This is a genomic window from Streptomyces hirsutus (assembly GCF_001418415.1).
Taxonomy (GTDB): Bacteria; Actinomycetota; Actinomycetes; order Streptomycetales; family Streptomycetaceae; genus Streptomyces; species Streptomyces hirsutus.
Genome location: NZ_LIQT01000289.1, coordinates 1 through 24,584, shown reverse-complemented (window position 1 = coordinate 24,584; position 24,584 = coordinate 1). Strand labels below are relative to the sequence as shown.

Here is a 24,584-nt window from a genome sequence, read left to right as displayed (position 1 = left end):
CCGCCGGCCGGCGGTGTCCTCCATGATCTGCTTCAGGAGGTCGCCGAGGACGCGGGTGGGTTCGTGGAGGGTGGCGCCGGGCTTGTCGACGGGGACGGCGAAGCCGTCGAGGTCCGGCATCGGCAGTTCGCGGACGAGCAGCCCGCCGTTGGCATACGGGGTGGCACCGAGCCTGCGGGCGCCTTCGGGCACACAGGCAAGGACGTCCGCGACGGGCCGGCCCTCGGCGTCGAAGAGCTCCTCGGGCCGGTACGACCGCAGCCAGGCCTCCAACTGGTGCAGGTGCTCCGGATTCTCCCGGACGCCCGGCAGCGGCACCTGGTGGGAGCGCCAGGTGTTCTCCACGGGTACGCCGTCCACCTCGGCCGGGCCGGTCCAGCCCTTCGGGGTGCGCAGCACGATCACCGGCCAGGACACCCGTTCGGTCGCGCCGTCCTCGCGGGCGGCGCGCTGCGCCGCCGCGATGCGGTCCAGGGCGGTGTCCATGGCACGGGCCATCGCCCGGTGGACGGTGGCGGGGTCGTCGCCCGTCACGTGGATCGGCTCGTGCCCGTAGCCGCGCAGCAGCGAGTCGAGCTCGGCCTCGGGGAGACGGGACAGGACGGTCGGGTTGGCGATCTTGTAGCCGTTGAGGTGCAGGATCGGCAGGACGGCACCGTCGTTCACCGGGTCGAGGAACTTGTTGGAGTGCCAGGACGCGGCCAGCGGCCCGGTCTCGGCCTCACCGTCGCCGATCACGCAGGCCACCAGCAGGCCGGGGTTGTCGAGGGCGGCGCCGTAGGCGTGGGCGAGGGAGTAGCCCAGTTCGCCGCCCTCGTGGATCGAGCCCGGGACCTCCGGGGCGACGTGGCTGGGGACGCCTCCGGGGAAGGAGAACTGCCGGAACAGCCGTGCCATGCCCGGGGCGTCCCGGCCGACGTCCGGGTACTTCTCGCCGTAGCTGCCCTCCAGCCAGGAGTTGGCCAGCACGGAGGGACCGCCGTGGCCGGGCCCCCAGACGCAGAGCGCGTCCAGCCCGCGTGCGCCGATCACCCGGTTCAGGTGGGTGTACACCAGGTTCAGCCCGGGTGAGGTGCCCCAGTGCCCGAGCAGCCTCGGCTTGATGTGCTCGGGCTTGAGGGGCTCGGTGAGCAGCGGGTTCGCCAGCAGGTAGATCTGCCCCGCCGCCAGGTAGTTGGCGGCCCGCCAGTGGGCGTCCAGCGTGCGCAGCTCCTCGTCGGTCAGTGCGGTCCGGGTGTCCTGGTCCTCGGGCATGGCTGGCTCCGTGGGTGATCGACGGGGGGGTGATCCGGGTGATCGAGGCGATCCGGCGTGCGGGACGAGTGGCGGTGGGAAGCAGGGGGCGGCAAAGAGGGGAACTCGCACGGGATCGGGGACGGTGTCAGGGACGGGGGTACCAGTTTCCGCCCGCCCCATTCCCCCGTGGGGCCGGACGACGGCAGATGGCGCAATCGGAGCACGGGGCGCCCCGTCCTCTCCCCCGTCCCGTGCTCCTCCTGCGGATGACCGGATCAGTCGTGTGCGACGACCGCGACCGGGGCCGCGGAGTGGTGCAGCACGGCGTGGGCGATCGGTCCGATGCGGATGCCGAACGGGTTGCGGCGGACGCGCCGCCCGACCACGACGAGCGAGGCCTCCCGTGACGCCTCGATGAGACGGATGGACGGGCTGCCGCCGAAGGACTCCTCCACGACGTCGACGTCCTCGAACTCCGCCCGCCAGGGACTGAGCGTCTTCGCGAGCGTCGCGGCCTGCTGGTCGGCGACCGCCCGGTACACCTCCGGGTCGGCCGGCAGTCCGTGGACGTAGTAGGGCGGCAGGTTCCAGCCGTGCAGGACGCGCAGTGCGGTGCCCCGCCGGGCGGCCTCGGCGAACGCGAAGCGGATCACCGCGTCGTCGGGCCGGTCGACGTCCACGCCGAGCAGGACCGGCCGGTAGCGGGTGGCGGCGGACGGGATGCCCGTGGGGTCCGGCTCGTGTTCGTCGGCGGCCTGTTCCCCGGCGCGGACCAGGACGACGGGCCGCTCGGCACGGGCCACGACGGCGAGGCCGACGGAGCCGACCAGGAATCCGGCGAAGCCGCTCAGTCCGCGGGAGCCCAGCACGAGCAGTTCGGCGTCCTCCGCGGCCTTGGCCAATACCTCGTGGGGCCGGCCGGTGACCTGTTCCGCGGTGACCTCGACCCCGGGGTGGCGCAGCCGCAGCCCGGCCGCGGCCTCATCCGTCGTCGTCCCCCGGCCGTCGGCCGAAGACGCCTCCGCCGCGCCGCCCCCGTTCCGCTGCCGACCGGTCTCCGCGCCGAGGAACGGTGCCCGGGCGACCGGCTCCGGGAGGGGCTCCCGGACCTCTATCAGCCGGAGCGGCAGGCCGCGCAGCTTCGCCTCGCGGGCCGCCCACTCGGCCGCGGCCCGGCTCTCGGCGGAATCGTCGAGGCCGATGATGATGGTGCGGGGCATGCGTGTACCTCCTGCTGTCGGAACCGCCGTCAAAGCCATGGCGGGATCCGCTGTCGGAACCGCTGTCGCGGCGAACCCCTTCAGTATCGGCGGTCCGGGCGGCCGGCCGACATGGGCCACAGGTCCTCACCGGGCCGAAGATCCCGCCCGGGGTACGGAGTCGAGTCCGGGTGCCGACGGGCCCGCCCCGGCCCGAGCGCACCGGCGCCACCGGGAAGGGGGACGAAGGCCCTCGATCAGGGCCGTACGGCCCATGGCCCCGGCCGGGGTTCCGCAGGAGGCTGGAACCGCATCGGACCACCCGGCACACCGTGTCGGCAGTCCACCCGTCCCGTGAGGGAGGCCCGCAATGTTCGCTCCCCCGTCCCCCAGCATGCCGCACGCCCTGCTCGCCGAACATCGGGCGAAGCTCCTGGAGACCGCCCGGGAGGTGTCCTTCCCGCAAGGGATTCGGCTGTTCGAGGAGGGGGGACACGCGGACCGGTTCTGGGTCCTCCGTACCGGCACCGTCGAACTCGACATGCACGTCCCCGGCCGCCGGGCCGCCGTCATCGAGCGTCTCGGGCACAACGAACTCGTCGGCTGGTCCTGGCTGTACAGCCCGCACGTCTGGCATCTGGGCGCCGAGGCGGCGACCCCGGTACGGGCCTACGAGTTCGACGCCGCCGCGGTCCGCGCTCTGTGCGAGGACGAGCCGGTCCTCGGACGGGACGTCGCCCAGTGGGTGGGCCGTGTGGTCGCCCACAGGCTGCACTCCGCCCGGGTCCGGCTGCTGGACCTGTACGGGCCCTACGGGGCGGGCAACGGCGTCTGAAGGGACACCCGGGAGCCAGGGACCTGGGAGCCGGGCCCCGGAGCCCGGGAGCCGGGACCTGGAGCCGGGGAGCCGGGACCTGGGAGCCGGGTCCCGGTGCGGCGGGCCACCGCGGGCAGGTGTCAGCCGCCCGGTCGCAGGGTCCAGACGACCGTCATCTCGCCGGTCACGGTGCCGTCCTCGCGCCGGATCTCGATCGACACCGGGAACTCGGGACGCCGGCCCTCGTCCAGCTCGGCCACGACCTCGGCGGCCGGACGGCCCAGGGTCGCGGTGGCGGTGACGGGGCCCATCGCCAGTTTCCGGTAGGCGATCTCGGCGCGGACCGCGAGCGGCACGGCCCGTGCGAGCTGCTCCCCGAACGCGGCGAGCACGACGGCGCCGCTCGCCGACTCCCCCAGGGTGAACATCGCGCCGGCGTGCGGGCCGCCCACGTGGTTGTGATAGTCGCCCTGGTCCGGCAGGGACACCACAGCCCGTTCCGCGGTGGTCTCCAGGAACTCGAGGTTGAGGGTCCGGGCCATGGGCACCGTGGCGGCGAGCATCTCGCCGATGGTCATCCGATCGTGGCTCATGACCGCATGTTACTCACGAGTAGACGCCTCTGGCCAGGGATCGAAGCAGGCGACCGCCCATGTGCCGCCGCGCCCTCGCGCCGCTCCCCGTACCGTGCGGCCGAAACCGGACCGGCACAGAGCGGCGCGGGAGGCGCGGCCGTCCGGGGGCCCGACGCGGCGCGGTCGTTCCGGGTTGTCTCCGGACCGCTTCCGGCTCCGGGTTGCTACGTCCCTGTCAACGGGCAGTGACCGAATCGTGTCACTGGCCGGGCTAGGGTGACTCACCATGTGGCCAGGAAACCAGCCGCCCGGGGGCGAGCAGAACCCGCAGTCGAACAATCCGTACCAGCAGCCGGGGTACCAGCAGCCGAATCCGTACCAGCAGCCCGGCGTCCAGCAGCCGAACCCGTACACGCAGCAGCAGCCGCAGCAGTGGGGGACGCCGGACACTGTGGGCATACCCCAGCCGCCGCAGGGCGGGGGCGGCGGGAAACAGACGAAGATCGTGGCCGTCGTGGCCGCGGCGGCCGTGGTCGTGACCGCCGGTGTCACCGGCTTCCTGGTGCTGGGCGGTGACAAGGACGACACCGCCGACAAGAAGGACGCGAAGCCGTCCGTGAGCGCGTCCGAGAAGCCCTCCACCGAGCCGAGCGCCTCCGGCTCCGGCTCCGGCTCCGGCTCCGGCTCCGGCGACAATCCGCGGGGCGGTGACGCCGAGAAGGCGACGGTTCCGGGCTGGCAGGTCGTCACGAACACGCGCTTCGGCACCAAGTTCGACGTCCCCGCCGACTGGGAGATCGAGAATCCCGGCACCAGCGTGGGCTTCGAATGGGAGGAGAAGGACGGTGAGCTGGACCGCACCACCGTCACCGCCCCCGCCTACCTGAAGTCCAAGTGGTGCACGAGCGACGACGACAAGGACGGCCGCGAGGACGACACCGCCCTCGTCACCGTCGGCACCCGGGGTGAGAACGGCGCCAAGACCACGGACCAGGCCGCGGAGACCCGTGTGCCGTGGTGGATCTACGGCGGCTACACGCAGCCCGACAAGAAGAGCGTGAAGACCAGGAAGCCGAAGGCGTACACGACCGCCTCGGGCATCAAGGGCAGCGTCGCCACGTCGTACTCGGAGAACACGCCCCAGAACGGCAAGTGCGACAGCGAGGGCAAGGCGATCACCTTCGGGTTCAAGAACGGTGCCGGGGACTTCGTCACCTGGAACCTGTACGGCGCCAAGGGCGTCAAGGACGAGATCCCGGAGGAGACCGTGCAGAAGATCCTCAGCACGGTACGCCTCACCGAGGAAGCACCGACCGAGTCGTAGCAGGCAGAAGCGAGCCGGGGGCTCCTCCGGCCGCTTCCACCCCCTGGGCGGAGGGAAGCGGCCGGAGGAGCCCTCGGGGCATGGGGCGGCACATTTGGCAAGTCGGCCCCGCCCCGGCGATAGTCACGAGGTGCCGACCACCATCTCCTCCTCACGTCGTCCCGCCTGGGCGGGCCGCAACTACACCCTGCTGACCGCGTCCGCCGTGGTGACGAGCCTCGGCAGTCACGGCGCGCTGATCGCCTCCGCGTTCGCGGTGCTGGGCGCGGGCGGTGACGGCGGCGACGTGGGCCTGGTGGCCGCCGCCCGCACCCTGCCGCTGGTGCTGTTCCTGCTGATCGGCGGCGCCGTCGCGGACCGGCTGCCGCGTCACCATGTGATGGTCGCGGCCAATGTCCTCAACTGTGTCTCGCAGGCCGCGTTCGCGGCGCTGGTCCTGGCAGGCGAGGCCCAGCTGTGGCAGATGATGCTGCTCAGCGCGCTCGGCGGCGTCGGCCAGGCGTTCTTCGGGCCGGCCGCCGAGGGCATGCTGCTCTCCTCGGTCGAGGGCGAGCAGGCCGGCCGGGCGTTCGCGGTGTTCCGGATGGCGATGCAGGGCTCGACACTCGGCGGCGCCGCCCTCGGCGGCCTCATGATCGCAGCGATGGGGCCGGGCTGGGTCCTCGCGGCGGACGCGGCGGCCTTCGCGGTCGCGGCGGCGCTGCGGGCCTTCCTCGACGTGAAGCACATACCGCCGCGCGCCCCGGGCGGCGGTCTGCTCTCCGACCTCCGCGACGGCTGGCGGGAGTTCTCCGGCCGGCCCTGGCTGTGGGGCATCGTCATCCAGTTCTCCATCGCCAACGCCGTGGTCGGCGCGGCCGACGCGGTCTACGGTCCGCTCGTCGCCCGGGACCATCTGGGCGGTGCGGCGCCCTGGGGTCTGGCCCTCGCCTTCTTCGGCGCGGGCACGGTGCTGGGCGCACTGCTGATGACCCGCTGGAAACCGCGCCGTCTGCTGTTCGTCGGCACCCTGTGCGTGTTTCCGCTGGCCCTGCCGTCCGCCGCGCTCGCCGTGCCGGTACCGGTGGCGGTCCTGTGCGCGGTGATGTGCGTGACCGGGCTGACCGTGGAGGTGTTCGGAGTCTCCTGGATGACGGCGCTTCACCAGGAGATCCCGGAGGAGAAGCTGTCCCGGGTGTCGGCCTACGACTGGTTCGGGTCCCTCGCCCTGGTGCCGGCCACGATGGCACTGGCGGGCCCCGCGGAGACCGCGTTCGGGCGCACGGAGGCCCTGTGGGGCTGCGCCGCGCTGGTCGTCGTGGTCACGGCGGCGGTGCTGTGCGTGCCGGACGTACGCAATCTGCAACGTCGGACGGTGCCCGTCACCGGGGCGGCCCCGGACGCAGGTGACAAGGGCTCAGCCGATGCCGAACGTCCCGTCGGGGGGCTCGGGTGACGGTACGGCGTCCGCGTCCCGCACCGGCCGCGCCCCGGCGGTGAAGTCCCGCAGGGCCGCACCGTGCTCGACGCGGGCGGGAAAAGCGTCGGCGGCGGTGCGCCGGGCCAGGGCCGCGATGTCGAGGGGACGGTGCGCGGCGGCGAGGACGGCGTTGCCGAAACGGCGCCCGCGCAGCACTCCCGGCTCGGCGATCAGCACCAGCTCCTCGAACACCGTACCCAGGGTGGCCAGTTGGGAGCGCAGGAAGGCGAAGGGGGCCGCGTCGGCGAGGTTGCCGAGGTAGACGCCGTCGGCCCGCAGGACCCGGGCGGCCTCACGGGCGTAGGCGACGGAGGTCAGGTGAGCCGGGACGCGTGAGCCGCCGAAGACGTCGGCGACCAGGACGTCCGCAGAGGCGTCGGGGGCGGCCTCCAGCCAGGCGCGGGCGTCCGCCGCGTGCAGCGTGACGTCCGCCCCCTTCGGCAGCGGCAGCTGCTCGGCGACCAGGTCCAGCAGTTCCCGGTCGAACTCGACGACGTCCTGCCGGGAGCCGGGGCGGGTCGCGGCCAGGTAGCGGGGCAGGGTGAGCGCGCCGCCGCCGAGGTGCAGCACGTCCAGCGGGTGCCCCGGCTCGGCGAGGGTGTCCAGCACGTGCCCGAGCCGCCGGATGTACTCGAACTCCAGATGGGCCGGCTCGTCCAGGTCGACGTACGACTGCGGTGCCCCGTCGACCGTCAGCAGCCATGCCCGCTCCCGGTCGACGTCGGGCATCAGCTTCGCGGTGCCGTGACCGACGGCGCGGGTCACAGGGAGGGACTCGTTCACCGGAAATCTCCCCAAAAGCACAGAATTGCCCCTATGGCCGGATAGGCTGATTGTCGTGCGTTGCGAGAGCCGAGCACGCGCAACTCCTTTTCCTGAGGGGCAACCGGGCAGGTTCCGTCCCGGCTGGTGCCGAGAGCGTCAGACTCGTTCGCTCGCTGAGCGAACGAGCGGCTCGAGCCAGGAATCCCCCTGCTTCAGCCGGGGGAGGGTTCAACGTCCCATTGTGCCGTCGTCGTGCGACTGTCCGGCTGCGCCCGCGGGTGCCCGCCCTATTTCCGGGGGGGCACCCGCGTGCGCTCAGCCGACCGCCGTCACCGTGCCGGCCCCGACGGTCCGTCCGCCCTCACGGATCGCGAAGCCGAGCCCCGGCTCGAGCGGCATCGCGCGCCCCAGCTCCACGGTCATCGTGACCGTGTCGCCGGGCCGCGCGACCGCCGCCTCCCCGAGGTCGACGTCACCGACGACGTCCGCGGTGCGGAGGTAGAACTGCGGCCGGTAGCCGGTCGTCACCGGAGTCGTACGGCCGCCCTCGCGGGCCGACAGCACGTACACCCGCGCCGTGAAACTCCGGCTCGGCACCACGCTGCCCGGCGCGGCCACCACGTGTCCGCGTCGCACCGCGTCCCGCGGCACCCCGCGCAGCAGGAGCGCCACGTTGTCCCCGGCCTGCGCCTCCTGCATCGGCTTGCCGAAGGTCTCCAGGCCGGTCACCACCGACTCCACCCCGGCACCGGGCACCTCGACGCGGTCGCCGGAACGGACCGTGCCGCGCTCCACCGCGCCGGTGACCACAGTGCCCCGGCCGGTGATGGTGAGCACGTTCTCCACCGGCAGCAGGAACGGCGCGTCCACGTACCGCTCGGGCAGGGGCACATAGGTGTCCACCGCGTCGAGCAGCGCATCGATCGACGCCTTCCAGCGCGGGTCGCCCTCCAGCGCCTTCAGCCCGGAGACCCGTACGACGGGCGCGGAGTCGCCGCCGTAGCCGTGCGCGGAGAGCAGCTCGCGGATCTCCAGCTCGACCAGGTCGGTCAGCTCCTCGTCGCCCGCATCGGCCTTGTTGAGGGCGACGACGATGTGGTCGACGCCCACCTGCCGGGCGAGCAGCACGTGTTCGGCGGTCTGCGGCATGATCCCGTCGAGCGCGGAGACCACGAGGATCGCCCCGTCGAGCTGCGCGGCGCCGGTGACCATGTTCTTGACGTAGTCGGCGTGGCCGGGCATGTCGACGTGCGCGTAGTGCCGGGTGTCGGTCTCGTACTCGACGTGCGCGATGTTGATGGTGATGCCGCGCGCCGCCTCCTCGGGCGCCCGGTCGATGCGGTCGAACGGCACGAAGCCGGCGGATCCGCGCTCGGCGAGGACCTTGGTGATGGCGGCGGTCAGGGTGGTCTTGCCGTGGTCGACATGACCCATCGTGCCGATGTTCAGATGCGGTTTGGTGCGGACGTACGCCATCTTGGACATGGCGGTACCTCGAAGTTCTCTCGGTGAGGACGCGTGCTCGGCCCCGGCGCGGCCGGATGGGCGCGCGGCCGGGACGGGGACCCCGGGAAACCCGCCGACCCTCCCCCTGGGGGGTCCGCCGGACGATCCGGGGAGGGTCAGCTTCGGGCGCCGTCGACAGCGACTGCGGTTGCGGTTGCGGAAGCGACAGCAACAACAGCGGCTGCGGCTGCGAGAACTGCGAGGACACGGACGGCAGCCTTCGGGGCATCCGCGGTGGCGGATGCTGCGAGGAGGAAGGCTGCGGACCGGAACATGTCGTCGATCCTGGCGGGTGCGGCGCCCGGCGTCGAATGGTTTTCCGCGGTACCCGGTCGGGTGGTTTTCCGCGGTACCCGGTCGGGCCCTCACACACGGCGTGTCGCGCCCTGGGGGTTCCGGCCGCTGTGGCACGTCTGAGACGCACACTACGGCGGCCGGTCACATTCGTCGGTTAGTGTCACCGAATGCTCGATGCCACCAACCGCTCTGGGGGCACCGCTACGGCCTCTCCCCGGGCCTCCGCCGCACAGCTCACCACCGCCGTCCTCGTCGTCCCCGCGGCGACACCCGCGACGGCACTCACCACGGGTTTCGCCGCCCGCTGCGCCAGAGTCCTGCTGTCCCCCTGGTCGCGCCTGTCCCTGCTGGTCGTGCTGCTCGTCTCCGCGGCCTCGGCCATGCTGCTCCTGGAGCCGCAGAAACTGCTGACCGACGGCCTGCCGTCGCAACTCGGCGGTGCCGCGGCGGTCGTTGCGTACGCGGTGGCCTACGGGGTGTGCACGGTGGCGTTCGTCCCACGCCCGATCCTGAATCTCGCCTCGGGCGCGTTGTTCGGCAGTCAGTTGGGACTCGGCGCCGCTCTGGGCGGCACGGTGCTCGGTGCCGGGCTCGCGTTCTGCCTCGGGCGGGCGCTCGGCCAGGACGCGCTGCGTCCGCTGCTGCGAGGGCGCTGGCTGAAGGCGGCGGACCACCAGCTGAGTCGGCACGGATTCCGCTCGATGCTGGCGGCGCGGCTGTTCCCGGGGGTGCCGTTCGCCGCGTCGAACTACTGCGCCGCCGTCTCCCGGATGGGTCTGCTGCCGTTCCTGTTGGCGACGGGGCTCGGCTCGATCCCGAACACCGCCGCCTACGTCGTCGCCGGTGCCCGCGCCTCCACGCCGACGTCCCCGGCCTTCCTGATCGCGCTGGCCTGCATCACCGTGCCGGGTGTGGTGGGCGCGGTGGTGGCCTGGCGCAAGCGGCACCAGTTGCGGGCGCGGTGAGGCCGGGGCCGGGCCGACGACCGGCCCGGCCCCTGGCATCCGGCGTTCATCTTGGGGCGCTACCCTTCCGACTCGGCACGCCTGATCATCGATCACCGCACAGGGCGTTTCGGCGTGCCCACGTCGTCCCCTCCCGCGATCGGCACTTGGACACCGCTGCCTCATGTCTTGGTTTGAATCTCTCATCCTCGGACTCGTCCAAGGGCTGACCGAGTTCCTTCCCGTCTCCTCCAGCGCGCATCTGCGACTGACCGCGGCCTTCTCCGGCTGGGAGGACCCGGGCGCGGCCTTCACCGCGATCACCCAGATCGGCACGGAAGCCGCCGTGCTGATCTACTTCCGCAAGGACATCGCGCGGATCCTGTCGGCCTGGACGCGCTCGCTCACCAACAAGGAGCTGCGCCGGGACCCCGACGCCCGGATGGGCTGGCTCGTCATCGTCGGCTCGCTCCCGATCGGAATCCTCGGCCTGACGCTGAAGGACCAGATCGAGGGGCCGTTCCGCGACCTGCGGCTCACCGCGGCGATGCTGATCGGCATGGGCATCGTCCTCGGTGTCGCCGACCGGCTGGCGGCGCGGGACGAGCAGGGCGGCCGGCACCGCTCGCCGAAGCAGCTCAAGTCGCTCGACAACCTGACCGTCAAGGACGGCCTGATCTACGGGTTCTGCCAGGCCCTGGCGCTCATCCCGGGTGTCTCCCGCTCCGGCGCGACCATCAGCGGCGGCCTGTTCATGGGGTACCGGCGCGAGGCAGCAGCCCGCTATTCCTTCCTGCTCGCGATTCCCGCCGTCCTCGCCTCCGGCCTCTTCGAGCTGAAGGACGCCACCGAGGGCGGCCACGTCACCTGGGGTCCGACCATCTTCGCGACGGTCGTGGCCTTCGTGGTCGGCTACGCGGTGATCGCGTGGTTCATGAAGTTCATCACGACCAAGAGCTTCATGCCGTTCGTCTGGTACCGCATCGCGCTCGGCGTCGTCATCCTCGTCCTGGTGACCATGGGCGTCCTCAGCCCGCACGCGGCGGAGTCGGCGAGCTGACCCGACGTCCAGGGCCCGACGTCCAGGACCTGACGTGCGTGACTCGGCGTCCGTGCCCGGCCGTCCGCGGGGACGTGACCGAACCCATAGGCGACGGGTAGCCGTCCGGTAGCGCACTGTCAGTGCGTGGCCCTAGGCTGTTCGGTATGTCCCCCGATTGCGTGACCCCTGGTTCCGTGCGGTCGGCCGCAGAGGTCAACGAGCACATCCGAGCACTGTGGCTGCGCGCGGGCGGTTCCCTGTCGGCCCAGGAGCGCGCGGAGTACGAACTCCTGGTGGTCGAGTGGGCGGCGGCGATCCGCGACCAGGTCGTCAAGGCGGCCTGAGCCCCCGCCGCCGCACGGGTTCCGTCCACGCCTCGGGACAGGCGCTCGCTCAGCGCCCGCCCGCCACCCGCAGCACCGCCCCCGTCGTGTACGAGGCGTCCGGTGACATCAGCCAGGCGACGGCCGCGGCGATCTCCTCCGGCTGCCCAGGCCGGCGCAGCGGCACCGCGGCGCCGGCCTGGCGGGCCCGGTCGGGGGCGCCCATGGCGGCGTGCATCTCCGTGTCGATCACGCCCGGCGCGACCGCGTTGACACGGATGCCGACCGGGCCGAGTTCCTTGGCGAGTCCCACCGTGAGGGTGTCGACGGCGGCTTTGGTGGCCGCGTAGTGGACGTACTCGCCGGGACTGCCGAGCGTGGCGGCCCCCGACGAGATGTTCACGATCGCCCCCTCGCCCCGGGGCGTCATGAGCTGTGCGGCGCGGCGCGAGCACAGCAGTGTCCCCATGAGGTTGACGTCGACGACCCGGTGCAGGGTCGCGGTGTCGACATCGGTGAACCGCCCCAGCGGCCCGGTCACCGCCGCGTTGTTCACCAGGCCCGTCACCGGCCCCAGTTCCCGCTCCGCCACATCGAACAGACGCTCCACATCCGCCTCGTCGGACGTGTCCCCCCGCACGGTGACGGCCCGTGCCCCGGCCGCACGCACCCCCTCCGCCACCCGCTCCGCCGCCGAAGCGTCCCGCACGTACCCCACCATCACGTCATGCCCCTCCCCCGCGAGCCGCAGGCAGACGGCGGCCCCGATCCCCCGGCCACCACCGGTCACCACCGTGACAAGCCTCTTCACACCGACCTCCGAACACCAGCCCGCCCCGACAACCGAAGATCCACAGCCTGACACACGCCCGGCCGGGCGTCTGCCCACTGCCGGGCGGGGGGAAGCAGACCTTCACACCGGGTGAATAACCGCGCAGGGCTCTTGGTTCCGGGCCTGCGATGGCCAACACTGAGCCGATGACGCAGCGTGTGGAGCTTGCGACCGTGCGGGACAGGCTGGCCGTGGACGAGGTCGTCACCGAGTACGCGGTGGCGGTCGACGACGGGGACTGGGAGACGTACCGAGGACTGTTCACGTCGGACGGGCGGGCCGACTACCGCTCGGCCGGCGGCATCGAGGGCGATGCCGGGAAGGTGGCGGCCTGGCTCGCGGAGAGCCTGCGGGCGTTTCCGATGCGGCAGCATCTGATCGTGAACCGGCTGGTGCGCTTGGGGGTCTGGGAGCAGGACACCGGTGACACGGCCCGGGTGCAGGCGGACTACGTGAACCCGATGGGCGCGGCTGCCGGCGGCGGGGACGGGCCGGCCACGCCGGATTTCGTGTGCGGGGGGCGGTACGCGTTCGGGATGCTGCGCACGGACGAGGGCTGGCGGTTGAACGAGGTGATCGTGCGCGAGAAGTGGCGGCGCCTCCCCGCCCGGCCCGCGGCACCCGTGGTCCACTGAGCCGACGCGCCCTGTTCCGGATCTTGTCCGGGGCGCACACTGGAGGCACGCACGGGGCGGGAGGGGTAGGGAGACACCGTTGAAGACGCTCGGCCACTGGCTCGTCTCCCCGTGGCGGCGCTCGGCTGTCGCCGCGGTCGCGGGCGCCCTGCCCGTACTGGCCTTCCCGGCGCCGTCCCTGTGGTGGTTCGCCTACGTCGCGCTGGTGCCGTGGATCGCGCTGGTGCGCACTGCGCCCACCGGTCGGCGTGCCGCGTTCGACGGCTGGTGGGGCGGGTTCGGCTTCATGCTCGCGATGCACCACTGGCTGCTGCCGAACCTGCATGTGTTCACGTTCGTCCTCGCGGCCCTGCTCGGCGCACTGTGGGCGCCCTGGGGATGGCTGGTGCGACGGCTGCTGGGCGGGGTACCGTCGCGGGGACGGATCGCGGCCGCGCTGGTCGTGCTGCCGTCGGCCTGGCTGGCCGCCGAGCTGGTCCGTTCCTGGGAGGCGCTGGGCGGCCCGTGGGGCGTGCTCGGTGCGAGTCAGTGGCAGGTGACGGTGGCGCTGCGGCTGGCGTCGGTCGGCGGGGTATGGCTGCTCAGCTTCCTGGTGGTGCTGCTGAACGTCGCCGTGGCCGTGCTGTTCGTGGTGCGGCAGGCGAGGATGCCGGCCGTGGCCGGTCTGGTCGCCGCGGGCGTGGCCACGTCCGTCGTCTGGGTGGCAGCGCCGGTCGCGCAGGCCGACGGCCGGACGAGGATCGCGGTCGTCCAGCCGGGCGTCGTCTCCGGGCCGGACAGCGCGAACCGGCGCTTCGACCTCGAGGAGCGGCTCACCCGCCGGCTCGCGGGCCAGGGCGTCGACCTGGTCGTCTGGGGCGAGAGCAGCGTCGGATTCGACCTCGGTGCCCGGCCCGACCTGGCGCGGCGGCTCGCCGCGCTGTCCCGCACGACGGGCGCGGAGATCCTGGTCAACGTGGACGCACGGCGCTCGGACCGGCCCGGCATCTACAAGAGTTCGATGCTCGTCGGTCCCGACGGCCTCACCGGGGACCGGTACGACAAGATGCGCCTGGTTCCGTTCGGGGAGTACGTCCCGGCCCGCTCCCTGCTGGGCTGGGCGACGTCCGTGGGTAAGGCGGCGGCCGAGGACCGCAGGCGCGGTACCGAGCAGGTGGTGATGGACGCGGGCGGCGGGCTGCGGATCGGTCCGATGGTGTGCTTCGAGTCCGCGTTCCCGGACATGAGCCGGAATCTGGCCGAGGACGGTGCCGATGTGCTGATCGCCCAGTCGTCGACGTCGACGTTCCAGCAGAGCTGGGCGCCCGAGCAGCATGCCTCGCTCGCCGCGCTGCGCGCCGCCGAGACCGGGCGGTCGATGGTGCACGCGACGCTGACCGGTGTGTCCGCCGTCCAGGGCCCGGACGGCGGGCGGATCGGGCCGTGGCTCGGCACGGACGCGAGCACCACGCGGGTGTACGACGTCCCGCTCGCCCACGGCACCACGCCCTACGTCCGCTTCGGCGACTGGCCGCTGCACGCGGCACTGCTGGTCCTGGCCGCGTGGGGGGCCACCGAGGGCATACGGTCCGTGCGGCTCAGGCGGCGGCCCGCTCCTGAACCTCACGCACCACACGCTCGCACAGCTCATGGGTCGCCAGCGCGTCCCGGGCACTGAGCGTCCTGCCCTCGCCGACCGCGTCGAGGAAGGCGAGCACCGCCTGCTCGATTCCGCGCTGCCGCGCCACCGGCACCCAGTCGCCCCGCCGGTGCACGGTGGGCCGACCGGTGTGGTCGATCACCTCGGCGAGGTTGACCACCTGCCGCTTGGTGTCCTGGCCGGAGACCTCGAGGATCTCCTCGGCCGAGCCGCTGAGCCTGTTCATCACGCCGAGGGCGGTGAAGCCGTCCCCGGCGAGCTGGAGCACCACATGGTGCAGCAGCCCGTCCTCGGTACGGGCCCGCACGGTCACGTCGTCGACCGGGCCGGGAACCAAAAAGCGCAGGGTGTCGACGACGTGGATGAAGTCGTCGAGGATCATCGTGCGCGCTTCCTCCGGCAGCCCGGTCCGGTTCTTCTGCAGCAGGATCAGCTCGCGCGGGTGGTCGGCGCACTGCGCGTAGCCGGGGGCGAAGCGCCGGTTGAAGCCGACGGCGAGGCTCGTCCCCCGCTCCTCGGCGAGGGCCACGAGGCGCGCGGAGTCGGCGAGTTCGTAGGCGAGCGGCTTGTCGACGTACGTCGGTACGCCCGCCTCGAGCAGCCGGGTCACGATCTCCGGGTGGACCTGGGTCGGGGCGTGCACGAAGGCGGCGTCGAGATCCTGGGCGAGCAGGGCGTCGAGGTCGGCGTGCCGCTGTCCGGGCGGCAGGTGGAGGCCGTCGGCGACGCGGGTGAGCGTCGCGGGGGTGCGGGTCTGCAGGTGCAGTTCCACACCGGGCCGGGTGGCGAGCACCGGAAGGTAGGCCTTCTGCGCGATGTCGCCGAGTCCGATGCAGCCGACCTTCACGGGGCGTTCTCCTCCAGGGGTTGCCTGTCACGGGCATGGGCACGGCCGCGGTCACTGGCTCCGCCACCGCCGTGATCGTCACAGTCTTAATCGTCGCAACCATGATCGTCACAGCCGTGATCACTGTCGTGGTTCTGCCCCGAAGGATACGGCGTCCGACGTCGGCGGCCGCCAGGAGGCGACCTCGTCGAAGCTTCGCAGGAGCAGTGCCGGGACGGTCCTCGAGAGCACACTGATCGCGGTGTCGCGTACGACGATCCCGGCACGGTTGGTCATCAGGTTGAGGCGGGCCGCCTGCACTGCCCGACGGGCGATGCCGGTCGTGCGGGGCAGCCGGTCGGCGGTGTACGCGGCCAGGTCACCGGCGATGGGGGTCCCCCCGCGCGAGCGCATTCGAGCGTGGAGGAGGGCGAGGGTGACCGCGTCCTCCACGGCCTGGTTTCCACCCTGGCCGAGAGTGGGCGGCATCGCGTGCGCGGCGTCACCGACCAGGGCGACCCGGCCGTGGTGGTAGGCGGGCAGCGGCTCGGTGATGTGGTGGACGTCGTGCCGCAGCACGTCCTCGGGCCGGGCGGCGGCCAGCACGGCGGGGATCGGGTCGTGCCAGTCCCCGTAGCGGCGCAGCAGTTCGGCACGCTCGTCGTCGACGGCGTGTTCCCCGGCGGGGGCCAGGGCGGCGGCGTACGCGTAGACACGGCCGTCCTTGAGCGGGTGCGTGCCCCAGAGACGGCCCGGCCCCCAGGTCTCGTGCGAGGCGAACCGCACGCCGGGCAGCGGGACCACCGTCCGCCAGGTGGTGAACCCGGAGTACACCGGCCCGGGGTGGTGCGGGAAGAGCGCGTGGCGCACGGCGGAGTGGATGCCGTCGGCGGCCACCACCAGGTCGGCCTCGAGTTCGCCGTCGGCGGTGCCCACTCGGGCGGGCCGGGCCGGGTCGTCGGGGTCTCCCGGATCGACGAGGTGCGCGGCGGCGGCCGTGCGGACGGTGCCCGCCGGGAGCCGTCCGGCCAAGTGGTCGATGAGGGTGGCGCGGTGGAGCAGGACGAGGGGTCCGCCGAAGCGTTCGGCCGTGGCGTCCGCGCCGGTCCGGGCGAGCCAGCGCCCGCCCGGTGCGCGCAGTCCCCCGTCGCCCTGCCAGGCGGACAGGGCGCGGATGTCGTCGCCGAGCCCGATGACGTCCAGTGCGCGCAGCGCGTTGGGGGCGAGGGAGATGGCGGAGCCGACCGGCTCCAGGGAGCCGGACCGCTCCAGCACGGTCACCCTCGTCCCGCGCAGGTGCAGGGCGACCGCCGCGGTCAGGCCGCCGATCCCCCCTCCGATCACGACGGCCCGCTTCACCTGTGCCTGCGCCATGGCTCCTCCTCGGTTCCCGGTCGGCCGGCTCCCGTGCACCCCGTCACTACATCTGTAGTGACCACTGAGGCCGACCGTACTACAGCCGTAGTACAGCGGGTAGTTTGACCATCATGTCCGTACGTACCGCACGCACCGCAGGCGCTTCCCGCCCCGACCTCGTCGCCGACGCCGCCCTCGCCCTGCTCGCCGGGCGCGGGATGCGCGGCCTCACCCACCGGGCGGTCGACGAGGCGGCCGGGCTCCCCCAGGGGTCCACCTCGAACGTGGCGCGCACCCGGCAGGCGCTGCTGGAACTGGCGGTGCGGCGGCTCGCCGAGCGGGAGGCACGGGTCCTCGGACTGCACGAGATGCCGGACCCGCGGGCCGGGGCGGGCCCGCTGACCGACGCGATGGCGCTGGCCACCCACCGCGCCCTGTCCCGGAACCGCGAACTGACCCTCGCCCGCTACGAACTGGCCCTGGAGGCCACCCGCCGACCCGAGCTACGGGCCCATTTCGACGCGGCCGGCGCCCAGTTCCGCGAGCTGCTCACCGGCCTGGTCACCGGGCTCGGCTCCACGGACCCGGACCGGCACTCGCTGTCGCTGATCGCCTGGGCGGACGGGCTGATGTTCTCCTGTGTGGCCGGCTCGTTCAGCGCGCGCGTGCCCACCCTGGAGGAGGTGCGGGCGAGTCTGGGAGAGCTGCTGGACGGAATACTCGCCACCCGACGAGCGCCTGACGGCTGAAAAGCTCTGGCCGCGGACTTCCACGACCGGAAAGGATGCGGGCATGACGACCCGACGCCACGAACCCGCCATGGACGCCGCCGACCGCCCCATGCTGGAGGGCTGGCTCGATTACCACCGCCAGACCCTCGCCCGGAAGTGCGAGGACCTGACCGACGAACAACTGCGCACCGCTTCGGTGCCGCCGTCCGAGCTGTCCCTGATGGGGCTGGCACGGCACATGGCGGACGTCGAGCGCGGCTGGTACCGCAGGGTGCTCGCGGGCGAGGAAGCCGACCCGCTCCATTACAGCGAGGCCGACCCGGACGGCGAGTTCCACCTCACCGGGACGGAGACCTGGCAGGAGGTGTACACCACCTGGCAGGCCGAGATCGAGATCGCCCGGCGCAACGCGGCCGGCTTCGGCCTGGACGACCTGGCCAAGGGGCGGCACCGGTTCGGCGAACGGATCACCCTGCGCTGGATCCACACCCACATGATCGAGGAGTACGCGCGCCACAACGGCCACGCCGACCTGCTCCGCGAGCGGCTCGACGGCGCCACCGGCGACTGACGGAGGCACCGGACCGGCCGGGTGCGCCCCTGATCGCGGTGCACCCGCCCCTCCGTTCCTCGACCGGGGCCCGACCGCGCGTCACCCTCGGCACTCCCATGACCCCCGTACGGGGTCGGAGATCACCCTTGCGGGGCATCCTCCGCCCGTCCTCCGGCCTGCGAGCGGCCGGAGGGAGCAGAGTGACGCGGGTGCATCGAAAGACGACCAGAGCAGCACTGCTGGTGACCATGGCGGTCTCCGCTCTCGCGGGCTGCGTGACGGTTCAGCGTCCCCCCGCACCCGGCCCGCCCGTGGGCGCGGCCCGGTTGTCGGAGCCGCACCCGGACGCCCGGACGCGGCAGGTGATCCAGGCGCCTGCGCGCGAGGCCCTGGAGATGATCACTCCGTCGCGTCCCACGAAGTCACCCGCGTCCCCCTCCCACCGTGCCACTCCCACGGCACCCTCACCGAAGAAAACCGCGCCGCTGGACGACCGGAACCCATGGCCGGCCCCCGGCGGCCCGGCCGACGGCAGGGCCGCCTCACCCCGGACACCCGCCGCGGAGGTTTCCAAGGCCGCGGATGCGGTCCGCCGCGACCTGCGCGGACGGGCGGAGGTCTGCGACCTGGGCAGGGAGTACGGCCGCTGGCCTGCGGACAGCCCGGAGGCGGCCATCTGCGAGAAGACCTACGGGCGTTGACCATCGCAGTGCCTGTCCTGCCCTACGGACGCTGCCTCGGCGGCCCCCACCCCCCGGTCGGCCCGCTCTCCTCCTCCAGTCGGATCTCCATGCGCCGGATGGCGGCCCGGACCCTGTCGCCGTAGGTGTCGGCGGCGAGGACGCGGGCGGCGCCGCGGGCCCGGTGGAGGTGAGTGCGGGCGGCGTCGGGGCGGGCGAGCCGGACGTAGTCGGCGGCGAGGTTGAGGTGCAGGGAGGGATAGAGGGCACGCACCGCGGGCATGCCCTCGTACCCGGCGGAGCGGTCACCGGCGGCTTCACCCTCGGCCTCGTTCGCCGCCGCCAACGCCCTCAGGTCCCAGGCGAGTTCGTCCTCCGGGTCGTCCTGGGTGTCGGCCAGGTAGTGGGCGAGCGTGCAGCGCTGCAGGGCGTCGCCGTGGACGCCGATCTCCGCCCACAGCCCGAGGAGACGGTGCCTCGCCTCCTCCCGGTCCCCCGCGTGGTGCAGCATCACGACCTGCCCGATCCGCGTCAGTACGGAATCCGGCGCCACCTGCTCCTGTCCGTCCGCCACCACGCCCTCCGTACCGCTCGCCGGATCGTCGCTGCCGACGCTACGGCAGGCGGGGACGATCCGGGACGAACCGCTCCGCGACGCACCGGACCGCCCCCGCCACCGGGCCCGGGGCGCGCCCCGGGCCGGCGGGCATCAGCCCAGGTTCGGAATGGTCCAGTCGATCGGCTCGTGGCCCTGCGCCGCCACCGCCTCGTTGATCTGCGTGAACGGACGGGAGCCGAAGAACTTCTTCGCCGACAGCGGCGACGGGTGCGCCCCCTTGACCACCACATGGCGGCCCTCGTCGATCAGCGGCAGCTTCTTCTGCGCGTAGTTGCCCCACAGGACGAACACCGCCGGGTCGGGCCGGTCGGCCACGGCGCGGATGACCGCGTCGGTGAACCGCTCCCAGCCACGCCCCTTGTGCGAGTTGGCCTCGCCGCCGCGCACCGTGAGCACCGCGTTGAGCAGCAGCACGCCCTGTTCGGCCCACGGCATCAGATAGCCGTTGTCCGGGGCGGGCGTGCCCAGATCCGCGTGCATCTCCTTGTAGATGTTCCGCAGCGACGGCGGGATCCGCACGCCGGGACGCACCGAGAAGCACAGCCCGTGCCCCTGGCCCTCGCCGTGGTAGGGGTCCTGACCGAGGATCAGGACCTTCACCTTGTCGTACGGCGTCGCGTCGAGCGCGGCGAAGACCTCCTCGCGGGGCGGGTGGACGGGGCCCTTCGCCCGCTCTTCCTCGACGAACTCGGTCAGCTCCTTGAAATAGGGCTGCTGCAGCTCGTCGCCCAGAACCCCGCGCCAGGACTCGGGCAGCATGGCGATGTCGGTCACGTCAACGTCCTCACGATTGCGGTCGCTTCCAGGTCTCAGAACCTACAGGCGACCACTGACAATCCGCTCCCTGGACCGTCTACCAGCTGGTCTTGCGGGAGAGCAGCCACATCATCATGATCGTCGACGGGTCCAGCGCCCGCTCCGCACCCGAGATGTCCCGGCTCGACGCGACGTACTGCCGGCCCTGCCACAGCGGCAGCAGCCGCGCGTCGTCCACGAGGATCCGCTGGGCGTCCTCGAAGTCCTTCACGACGTTGCCGCGGTCGCTCTCCCGGCGGGACCGGGGCAGCAGGACGTTGCTGATCTCGCGCGCCTCGTAGGGCGTGCCGAGCGCGTTCTGCTTGCCGATGAACGGGGCGATGAAGTTGTCGGCGTCCGGGAAGTCGGGGGACCAGCCGCGCCCGAACACCGGGTACTCGCCCTTCTGGTAACCCTCGACGTACGTATTCCAGGGGCGGCTCTCGAGGGTGATCTCGAACAGCCCGGAAGCTTCCAGCTGGTGCTCCAGCTCCTGGAACTCCAGCTTGGTCTCGGAGCCGTAGCGGTCCGTGGTGTACCAGAGGGTGAGCGGCACCGGCTCGGTGATGCCCGCCTCGGTGAGGATCCGCCGGGCCTTGTCGACGCTGGGGTCGCCGTAGTCGTCGAAGAAGCCGGTGGTGTGGCCGGTCAGCCCCTTGGGGACCATCGAGTACAGCGGATCGACGGTGTCCCGGTAGACCTTGTGCGCGATCGCGCTCCGGTCGATGACCTGGGCGATGGCCTGACGCACCGGCTTCTTGCCCGCCCAGGGGTCCTTCGGGTTGAACACCAGGTAGTTGATGCTGGTGCTGGTGCCCTCCACCAGCTTGATCTCCTCCTCCTTGGAGGCCCTGCCCTGGAATTCGATGACGTCGTCCGCGGCGAGACCTCGGTAGGTGAGGTCGACCTGCTTCTCCCGCAGCGACTTGACCATCTCGGCGGAGTCCTGGAAGTAGCGGATCGTCACGGCACTGTTCTGCCGCTCGGCGTAGCCCTTGTACTGCTCGTTGCGGACGAGCCGGGCCTCCTTGCCCTCGTCGTACGACTGGAGGTCGTAGGGCCCGGAGCCGACGATGCCGGAGTCCTCGCGCAGGGCGTCGGCCGGGTAGGCCTTCGGGGAGACGATCGACAGAGCCGGCGTGGCGAGCACGAACGGGAACGTCGCGTCGGGTTTGTTGAGGTGGAAGACCACTTCTCGGCCGCTCGGCGCCTGCACCCGTTCGAGGCTGCCCAGCAGACCGGCCGGACCGCCGTTGACGTTGATCTTGCGGATACGGTCGACGGAGTGCTTGACCGCCTTGGCGTCGAGCGTGCTGCCGTCGGAGAACTTCAGCCCCTCACGCAGTTCGCAGCGGAACACCTGGTGGGATTCGTCGGAGAACTCGCAGTTCTCGGCGGCGTCCGGCTGGGGCGTGCTCGCGCCGACCGGGTAACTCAGCAGCGTCTGGTAGATGTTGCGGAACAGCTCCCAGGAGCTGTCCCAGGAGGCGGCGGGGTCGAGGGTGCTCGGCGAGCTGGTGGTCCCCACGACGATCGGCTTCCCGTCGTCCGAAGTGTCGGACGTCAGCACACCGCAGCCGGTGGCCAAGGACGATATCGACGCGATGGACGCGATGGCCGCCACCCCTCGCAGGCATCGGTTCCGCTTGAACACGCGCACGCTCCTCGATCTGCCGTCCCAAGAGTCGGCAGACGATACCTCGGTATTCCGTTCCCGCACCCTCCTTCGCGCACTTGTTGAGATCAACTCGTTGTAGATCATGTTGTCACTCTGCGTTGACTACGTTGTCATCGGTCCACCCGTCTTCGAAAACACCGGTACGGGCGCCGTTTCGTCAACGGACGCCCGTACCGGAATCCTTGGGGCCCGCACCACAACGGCTCAGTGCACGCGGGCTCCCCGTGTGCCGACGCACCGCGCCGGCACACGGCATGCCGGGCTCAGCTCACACCCGCGTTCAGGAGGATGCCGCCGTCGACCACCAGGGTCTGGCCGGTGACCCAGTCCGACTGGTCCGAGGTGAGGAACGCGGCGGCCCCGCCGATGTCGGACGGCACACCGAGCCGGCCCAGCGGGTAGGACGCGACGACCTCCTCCTCCCGGCCCTCGTACAGCGCCTGGGCGAACTTGGTCTTCACCACCGCCGGGGCGATCGCGTTGACCCGTACCAACGGCGCGAACTCGTGCGCCAGCTGCCCGGTCAGGTTGATCAGCGCCGCCTTGCTCACGCCGTACGCGGCGATGAAGGGCGAGGGTGCGACGCCCGCGAGGGAGGCGATGTTCACGATCGCACCGCCGTTGTCCTTCTGCCAGGCGTGCCAGGTCCGCTGGGCGAAGCCGAGCGCCGAGATCACGTTGGTCTCGAACACCTTGCGCGCCACGTTCAGGTCGAGGTCGGCGATCGGCCCGAACACCGGGTTGGTGCCGGCGTTGTTGACGAGGAAGTCGACCCGGCCGAAGGCCTCCATCGTGCGCTCGACGGCGACGGCCTGATGCTCCTCGTCGTGCGCCTTGCCGGCGACGCCGATGACGCGGTCGGCGCCGAGCTTCTCGACGGCCTCCTTGAGGGTGTCCTCGTTGCGGCCGGTGATGCAGACGCGGTCACCGCGCGCCACCAGCGCCTCGGCGACGCCGAGCCCGATGCCGCGGCTGGCCCCGGTGACCAGGGCGACCTTGCCCGAGAGTTCCACTGAAGTCATGTTCCCTGTCCCCTAGTCGTGCCTTGTCGTCCCAGGGGCCCGCCCACGAGCGGCCCCCTGGCCGTCCCGGGCCGCGCAGCGCGGTCGTCCGCGAGCTCGAGCGGTCCCGGATCACGGTGTTCCTCAGTCGAGCGGCCCGCCCGCCACGTACAGCACCTGGCCGGAGACGAATCCGGCGGCCTCACCGGTGAAGAAGGCGATGGCGTTGGCGATGTCCTCCGGCTCGCCGACCCGGGCCACCGGGATCTGGGTGGCGGCGGCGGCCTTGAAGTCCTCGAAACCCATGCCCACGCGGTCGGCGGTGGCCTTGGTCATCTCGGTGGCGATGAAGCCGGGGGCGACGGAGTTGGCGGTCACGCCGAACTTGCCGAGTTCCTTGGCGAGGGTCTTGGTGAAGCCCTGCAGGCCCGCTTTGGCGGCGGAGTAGTTGACCTGGCCCCGGTTGCCGAGCGCGGAGGAGGAGGACAGGTTGACGATGCGGCCGAAACCGGCGTCCACCATGTGCTTCTGGCAGGCCTTCGACATCAGGAAGGCACCGCGCAGGTGCACGTTCATCACCGTGTCCCAGTCCGAGGCGCTCATCTTGAAGAGCAGGTTGTCGCGCAGCACGCCCGCGTTGTTGACCAGGATGGTCGGCGCGCCGAGCTCCTCGGCGATCCTGGCGACGGCGGCCTCTACCTGCGCCTCGTCCGAGACGTCGCAGCCGACCGCCAGCGCCCTGCCGCCGGCAGTGGTGATCTTCTCGACGGTGTCCTTGCAGGCTCCCTCGTCGAGGTCGATCACGGCGACCGCGTGTCCCTCGGCGGCCAGTCGTACGGCGGTGGCGGCGCCGATACCGCGCGCGGCACCGGTGACGACGGCGACCCGCTGCTGCTCAGTGGTGGACATCGCTGCTTCTCCTCGACCTTGGGATGCGGCTCCTGCGACCCGCCCAGATGGGTGAGCGACCGCTTAGTACCTTCAGTAGACGTGACGCTAGAAGCCCTGGCACCCGGTGTCAACGGTCCACCCTGCTGTGTGATCCATCCCCCTGCCCGCCAGGCCCCGGACAGACCGTGTCCGCCCGGTTCCGTCGCCTGCCAGGGTCCCGCGCCTATCACCCGATCGGCCCACGGCTGCGCGCCCCGGCACGGGGGCGCACCTAGCGTCGAGGCGCGAGCCATTCGTGGCCGGAAAGGAGGCGCGTCATGCGCCGACGCACCGGTGCCCTAGGCATACTCGTCGCGCTCGCCGCGACACTGCCGATGGCCCACACCGCTCACGCCCAGGACCTGGACTGCGCGGACTTCACCTACCAGGAGGAAGCGCAGGCCCTGTTCAACCTGGACCGGAGTGATCCCAACCGACTCGACGAGGACCAGGGCCCCGAGGACAACGTCGCCTGCGAGGCACTTCCCCGCCGTGACGGCTCCCTCACCTCCTCCACCAGCGCTCCCCGTCCGACGGCCACCACCACCGCACCCGCCCCACCCGCGACTCCCCTCGCGTCGCCGATGGTCACCGCGGTGGCCGCCCCCGCCACGATCGCGCCGACGCGCGGTGTGGAGGGCGGGCTGGGCGGCTCGTCGGCCACCGGACCGGGCGCCTGGGACACGGGAGTCGGCCTGGCCTTCGCGGCCGGCGCCCTCGCCACGACCGGTTACCTGGTGAAGCGTCGTCGCAGCTGACGCGCGAGCCGACATCCGTGCCTCCCCGTACGCCGCCCCGCTCCCGAGCCCCTGTGAGCGGCCG

At 72.1% G+C, this 24,584-nt stretch carries 26 protein-coding genes; 13 read left to right on the top strand and 13 right to left on the bottom strand.

Annotation, left to right across the window (positions count from 1 at the left end; translation table 11 throughout):
* Together AOK11_RS21575 and AOK11_RS21570 are read right to left on the bottom strand one after the other, a co-directional pair.
* The coding region (locus tag AOK11_RS21575) for a phosphoketolase family protein (protein WP_167353820.1) at positions 1–1,254 on the bottom strand (1,254 nt) is incomplete at its 3' end.
* 257 nt (positions 1,255–1,511) lie between these two features.
* Positions 1,512–2,456 (bottom strand): universal stress protein, encoded by a 945-nt coding sequence (locus AOK11_RS21570; protein WP_055595376.1) that lies wholly within the window; start codon positions 2,454–2,456, stop codon positions 1,512–1,514.
* A gap of 349 nt (positions 2,457–2,805) precedes the next feature.
* Here AOK11_RS21570 and AOK11_RS21565 point away from each other — a divergent pair, with 349 nt between their 5' ends.
* A complete protein-coding gene (locus tag AOK11_RS21565) occupies positions 2,806–3,270 on the top strand; it encodes a cyclic nucleotide-binding domain-containing protein (RefSeq protein ID WP_055595375.1) in 465 nt (154 codons plus the stop codon).
* 122 nt (positions 3,271–3,392) lie between these two features.
* Here AOK11_RS21565 and AOK11_RS21560 read toward each other — a convergent pair whose 3' ends face one another.
* Positions 3,393–3,830, bottom strand: a complete 438-nt coding sequence (locus AOK11_RS21560; protein ID WP_055595374.1) for a DUF4442 domain-containing protein — start codon at positions 3,828–3,830, stop codon at positions 3,393–3,395.
* A gap of 283 nt (positions 3,831–4,113) precedes the next feature.
* On the opposite strand from AOK11_RS21560, the gene AOK11_RS21555 reads away from it, so the two are divergent.
* The gene (locus tag AOK11_RS21555) at positions 4,114–5,151 is read left to right on the top strand and encodes a DUF8017 domain-containing protein (RefSeq protein ID WP_055595373.1); all 1,038 of its coding nucleotides are present in this window, start codon (positions 4,114–4,116) and stop codon (positions 5,149–5,151) included.
* A 130-nt stretch (positions 5,152–5,281) separates the two neighbouring features.
* Positions 5,282–6,586, top strand: a complete 1,305-nt coding sequence (locus AOK11_RS21550) for an MFS transporter (RefSeq protein WP_055595372.1) — start codon at positions 5,282–5,284, stop codon at positions 6,584–6,586.
* On the opposite strand, the gene AOK11_RS21545 is transcribed toward AOK11_RS21550, so the two are convergent.
* Positions 6,548–7,393, bottom strand: coding sequence for a spermidine synthase (locus AOK11_RS21545; RefSeq protein ID WP_055595371.1), 846 nt, complete (start codon positions 7,391–7,393; stop codon positions 6,548–6,550). The genes AOK11_RS21550 and AOK11_RS21545 overlap by 39 nt on opposite strands.
* A gap of 297 nt (positions 7,394–7,690) precedes the next feature.
* Entirely contained in the window at positions 7,691–8,860 is a 1,170-nt protein-coding gene (tuf, locus tag AOK11_RS21540) for an elongation factor Tu (protein ID WP_055595370.1), read from the bottom strand.
* Positions 8,861–9,345: 485 nt separating this feature from the next.
* Between tuf and AOK11_RS21535 the strand changes: the two genes are divergently transcribed.
* From AOK11_RS21535 to AOK11_RS21525, 3 genes are all read left to right on the top strand, one after another.
* Complete coding sequence (locus AOK11_RS21535) at positions 9,346–10,143, top strand: TVP38/TMEM64 family protein (RefSeq protein ID WP_055595369.1); 798 nt, start codon at positions 9,346–9,348, stop codon at positions 10,141–10,143.
* 163 nt (positions 10,144–10,306) lie between these two features.
* Complete coding sequence (locus AOK11_RS21530) at positions 10,307–11,182, top strand: undecaprenyl-diphosphate phosphatase (RefSeq protein ID WP_055595368.1); 876 nt, start codon at positions 10,307–10,309, stop codon at positions 11,180–11,182.
* 146 nt (positions 11,183–11,328) lie between these two features.
* Positions 11,329–11,508: a hypothetical protein gene (locus tag AOK11_RS21525; RefSeq protein ID WP_055595367.1), complete on the top strand. Its 180-nt coding sequence runs from the start codon at positions 11,329–11,331 to the stop codon at positions 11,506–11,508.
* A 49-nt stretch (positions 11,509–11,557) separates the two neighbouring features.
* Here the strand turns inward: AOK11_RS21525 and AOK11_RS21520 are convergent, their stop codons facing one another.
* Positions 11,558–12,298, bottom strand: a complete 741-nt coding sequence (locus AOK11_RS21520; RefSeq protein WP_055595366.1) for an SDR family NAD(P)-dependent oxidoreductase — start codon at positions 12,296–12,298, stop codon at positions 11,558–11,560.
* Positions 12,299–12,465: 167 nt separating this feature from the next.
* On the opposite strand from AOK11_RS21520, the gene AOK11_RS21515 reads away from it, so the two are divergent.
* The gene (locus AOK11_RS21515; RefSeq protein ID WP_055595365.1) at positions 12,466–12,954 is read left to right on the top strand and encodes a nuclear transport factor 2 family protein; all 489 of its coding nucleotides are present in this window, start codon (positions 12,466–12,468) and stop codon (positions 12,952–12,954) included.
* 79 nt (positions 12,955–13,033) lie between these two features.
* On the top strand, positions 13,034–14,611 hold the full coding sequence (lnt, locus tag AOK11_RS21510) for an apolipoprotein N-acyltransferase (protein ID WP_055595364.1): 1,578 nt from the start codon (positions 13,034–13,036) through the stop codon (positions 14,609–14,611).
* Here the strand turns inward: lnt and AOK11_RS21505 are convergent.
* Positions 14,532–15,440 (bottom strand): Gfo/Idh/MocA family protein, encoded by a 909-nt coding sequence (locus AOK11_RS21505; protein WP_055595363.1) that lies wholly within the window; start codon positions 15,438–15,440, stop codon positions 14,532–14,534. The two genes, lnt and AOK11_RS21505, sit on opposite strands and share 80 nt — an antisense overlap.
* A gap of 120 nt (positions 15,441–15,560) precedes the next feature.
* Positions 15,561–16,793 (bottom strand): FAD-dependent monooxygenase, encoded by a 1,233-nt coding sequence (locus AOK11_RS21500; RefSeq protein ID WP_055595362.1) that lies wholly within the window; start codon positions 16,791–16,793, stop codon positions 15,561–15,563.
* 113 nt (positions 16,794–16,906) lie between these two features.
* Between AOK11_RS21500 and AOK11_RS21495 the strand changes: the two genes are divergently transcribed.
* The 3 genes from AOK11_RS21495 (at position 16,907) to AOK11_RS21485 (ending at position 18,760) form a co-directional block, all read left to right on the top strand.
* Positions 16,907–17,524, top strand: a complete 618-nt coding sequence (locus AOK11_RS21495) for a TetR/AcrR family transcriptional regulator (protein WP_055595361.1) — start codon at positions 16,907–16,909, stop codon at positions 17,522–17,524.
* A gap of 43 nt (positions 17,525–17,567) precedes the next feature.
* Complete coding sequence (locus AOK11_RS21490; RefSeq protein WP_055595360.1) at positions 17,568–18,077, top strand: DinB family protein; 510 nt, start codon at positions 17,568–17,570, stop codon at positions 18,075–18,077.
* 191 nt (positions 18,078–18,268) lie between these two features.
* Positions 18,269–18,760: a hypothetical protein gene (locus AOK11_RS21485; protein ID WP_338058936.1), complete on the top strand. Its 492-nt coding sequence runs from the start codon at positions 18,269–18,271 to the stop codon at positions 18,758–18,760.
* A 22-nt stretch (positions 18,761–18,782) separates the two neighbouring features.
* On the opposite strand, the gene AOK11_RS21480 is transcribed toward AOK11_RS21485, so the two are convergent.
* From AOK11_RS21480 to AOK11_RS21470, 3 genes are all read right to left on the bottom strand, one after another.
* A complete protein-coding gene (locus tag AOK11_RS21480) occupies positions 18,783–19,313 on the bottom strand; it encodes a hypothetical protein (RefSeq protein ID WP_055595358.1) in 531 nt (176 codons plus the stop codon).
* 135 nt (positions 19,314–19,448) lie between these two features.
* Positions 19,449–20,132: a uracil-DNA glycosylase gene (locus tag AOK11_RS21475; protein WP_055595357.1), complete on the bottom strand. Its 684-nt coding sequence runs from the start codon at positions 20,130–20,132 to the stop codon at positions 19,449–19,451.
* 79 nt (positions 20,133–20,211) lie between these two features.
* Positions 20,212–21,768 carry an ABC transporter substrate-binding protein gene (locus tag AOK11_RS21470; RefSeq protein WP_240497434.1) on the bottom strand — a complete coding sequence of 519 codons (1,557 nt, stop codon included), beginning with the start codon at positions 21,766–21,768 and terminating at the stop codon, positions 20,212–20,214.
* On the opposite strand from AOK11_RS21470, the gene AOK11_RS45195 reads away from it, so the two are divergent.
* Positions 21,656–21,910 (top strand): hypothetical protein, encoded by a 255-nt coding sequence (locus tag AOK11_RS45195; RefSeq protein WP_240497435.1) that lies wholly within the window; start codon positions 21,656–21,658, stop codon positions 21,908–21,910. The two genes, AOK11_RS21470 and AOK11_RS45195, sit on opposite strands and share 113 nt — an antisense overlap.
* Positions 21,911–22,094: 184 nt before the next feature.
* Here the strand turns inward: AOK11_RS45195 and AOK11_RS21465 are convergent, their stop codons facing one another.
* Both AOK11_RS21465 and fabG read right to left on the bottom strand, forming a co-directional pair.
* Complete coding sequence (locus AOK11_RS21465) at positions 22,095–22,853, bottom strand: SDR family oxidoreductase (protein WP_055595355.1); 759 nt, start codon at positions 22,851–22,853, stop codon at positions 22,095–22,097.
* A gap of 123 nt (positions 22,854–22,976) precedes the next feature.
* Positions 22,977–23,741 (bottom strand): 3-oxoacyl-ACP reductase FabG, encoded by a 765-nt coding sequence (gene fabG / locus AOK11_RS21460; protein WP_055595354.1) that lies wholly within the window; start codon positions 23,739–23,741, stop codon positions 22,977–22,979.
* Between the two features lie 299 nt (positions 23,742–24,040).
* Here fabG and AOK11_RS21455 point away from each other — a divergent pair, with 299 nt between their 5' ends.
* The gene (locus AOK11_RS21455; RefSeq protein ID WP_055595353.1) at positions 24,041–24,520 is read left to right on the top strand and encodes a hypothetical protein; all 480 of its coding nucleotides are present in this window, start codon (positions 24,041–24,043) and stop codon (positions 24,518–24,520) included.
* Positions 24,521–24,584 lie beyond the last annotated feature (64 nt).

Bases quoted from the DNA above. Each gene is read 5' to 3' on its own strand.
- AOK11_RS21570 (WP_055595376.1), bottom strand. From the start codon at position 2,456: ATGCCCCGCACCATCATCATCGGCCTCGACGATTCCGCCGAGAGCCGG.
- AOK11_RS21565 (WP_055595375.1), top strand. From the start codon at position 2,806: ATGTTCGCTCCCCCGTCCCCCAGCATGCCGCACGCCCTGCTCGCCGAA.
- AOK11_RS21560 (WP_055595374.1), bottom strand. From the start codon at position 3,830: ATGACCATCGGCGAGATGCTCGCCGCCACGGTGCCCATGGCCCGGACC.
- AOK11_RS21555 (WP_055595373.1), top strand. From the start codon at position 4,114: ATGTGGCCAGGAAACCAGCCGCCCGGGGGCGAGCAGAACCCGCAGTCG.
- tuf (WP_055595370.1), bottom strand. From the start codon at position 8,860: ATGTCCAAGATGGCGTACGTCCGCACCAAACCGCATCTGAACATCGGC.
- AOK11_RS21535 (WP_055595369.1), top strand. From the start codon at position 9,346: ATGCTCGATGCCACCAACCGCTCTGGGGGCACCGCTACGGCCTCTCCC.
- AOK11_RS21530 (WP_055595368.1), top strand. From the start codon at position 10,307: ATGTCTTGGTTTGAATCTCTCATCCTCGGACTCGTCCAAGGGCTGACC.
- AOK11_RS21525 (WP_055595367.1), top strand. From the start codon at position 11,329: ATGTCCCCCGATTGCGTGACCCCTGGTTCCGTGCGGTCGGCCGCAGAG.
- AOK11_RS21515 (WP_055595365.1), top strand. From the start codon at position 12,466: ATGACGCAGCGTGTGGAGCTTGCGACCGTGCGGGACAGGCTGGCCGTG.
- AOK11_RS21500 (WP_055595362.1), bottom strand. From the start codon at position 16,793: ATGGCGCAGGCACAGGTGAAGCGGGCCGTCGTGATCGGAGGGGGGATC.
- AOK11_RS21495 (WP_055595361.1), top strand. From the start codon at position 16,907: ATGTCCGTACGTACCGCACGCACCGCAGGCGCTTCCCGCCCCGACCTC.
- AOK11_RS21490 (WP_055595360.1), top strand. From the start codon at position 17,568: ATGACGACCCGACGCCACGAACCCGCCATGGACGCCGCCGACCGCCCC.
- AOK11_RS21465 (WP_055595355.1), bottom strand. From the start codon at position 22,853: ATGACTTCAGTGGAACTCTCGGGCAAGGTCGCCCTGGTCACCGGGGCC.
- fabG (WP_055595354.1), bottom strand. From the start codon at position 23,741: ATGTCCACCACTGAGCAGCAGCGGGTCGCCGTCGTCACCGGTGCCGCG.
- AOK11_RS21455 (WP_055595353.1), top strand. From the start codon at position 24,041: ATGCGCCGACGCACCGGTGCCCTAGGCATACTCGTCGCGCTCGCCGCG.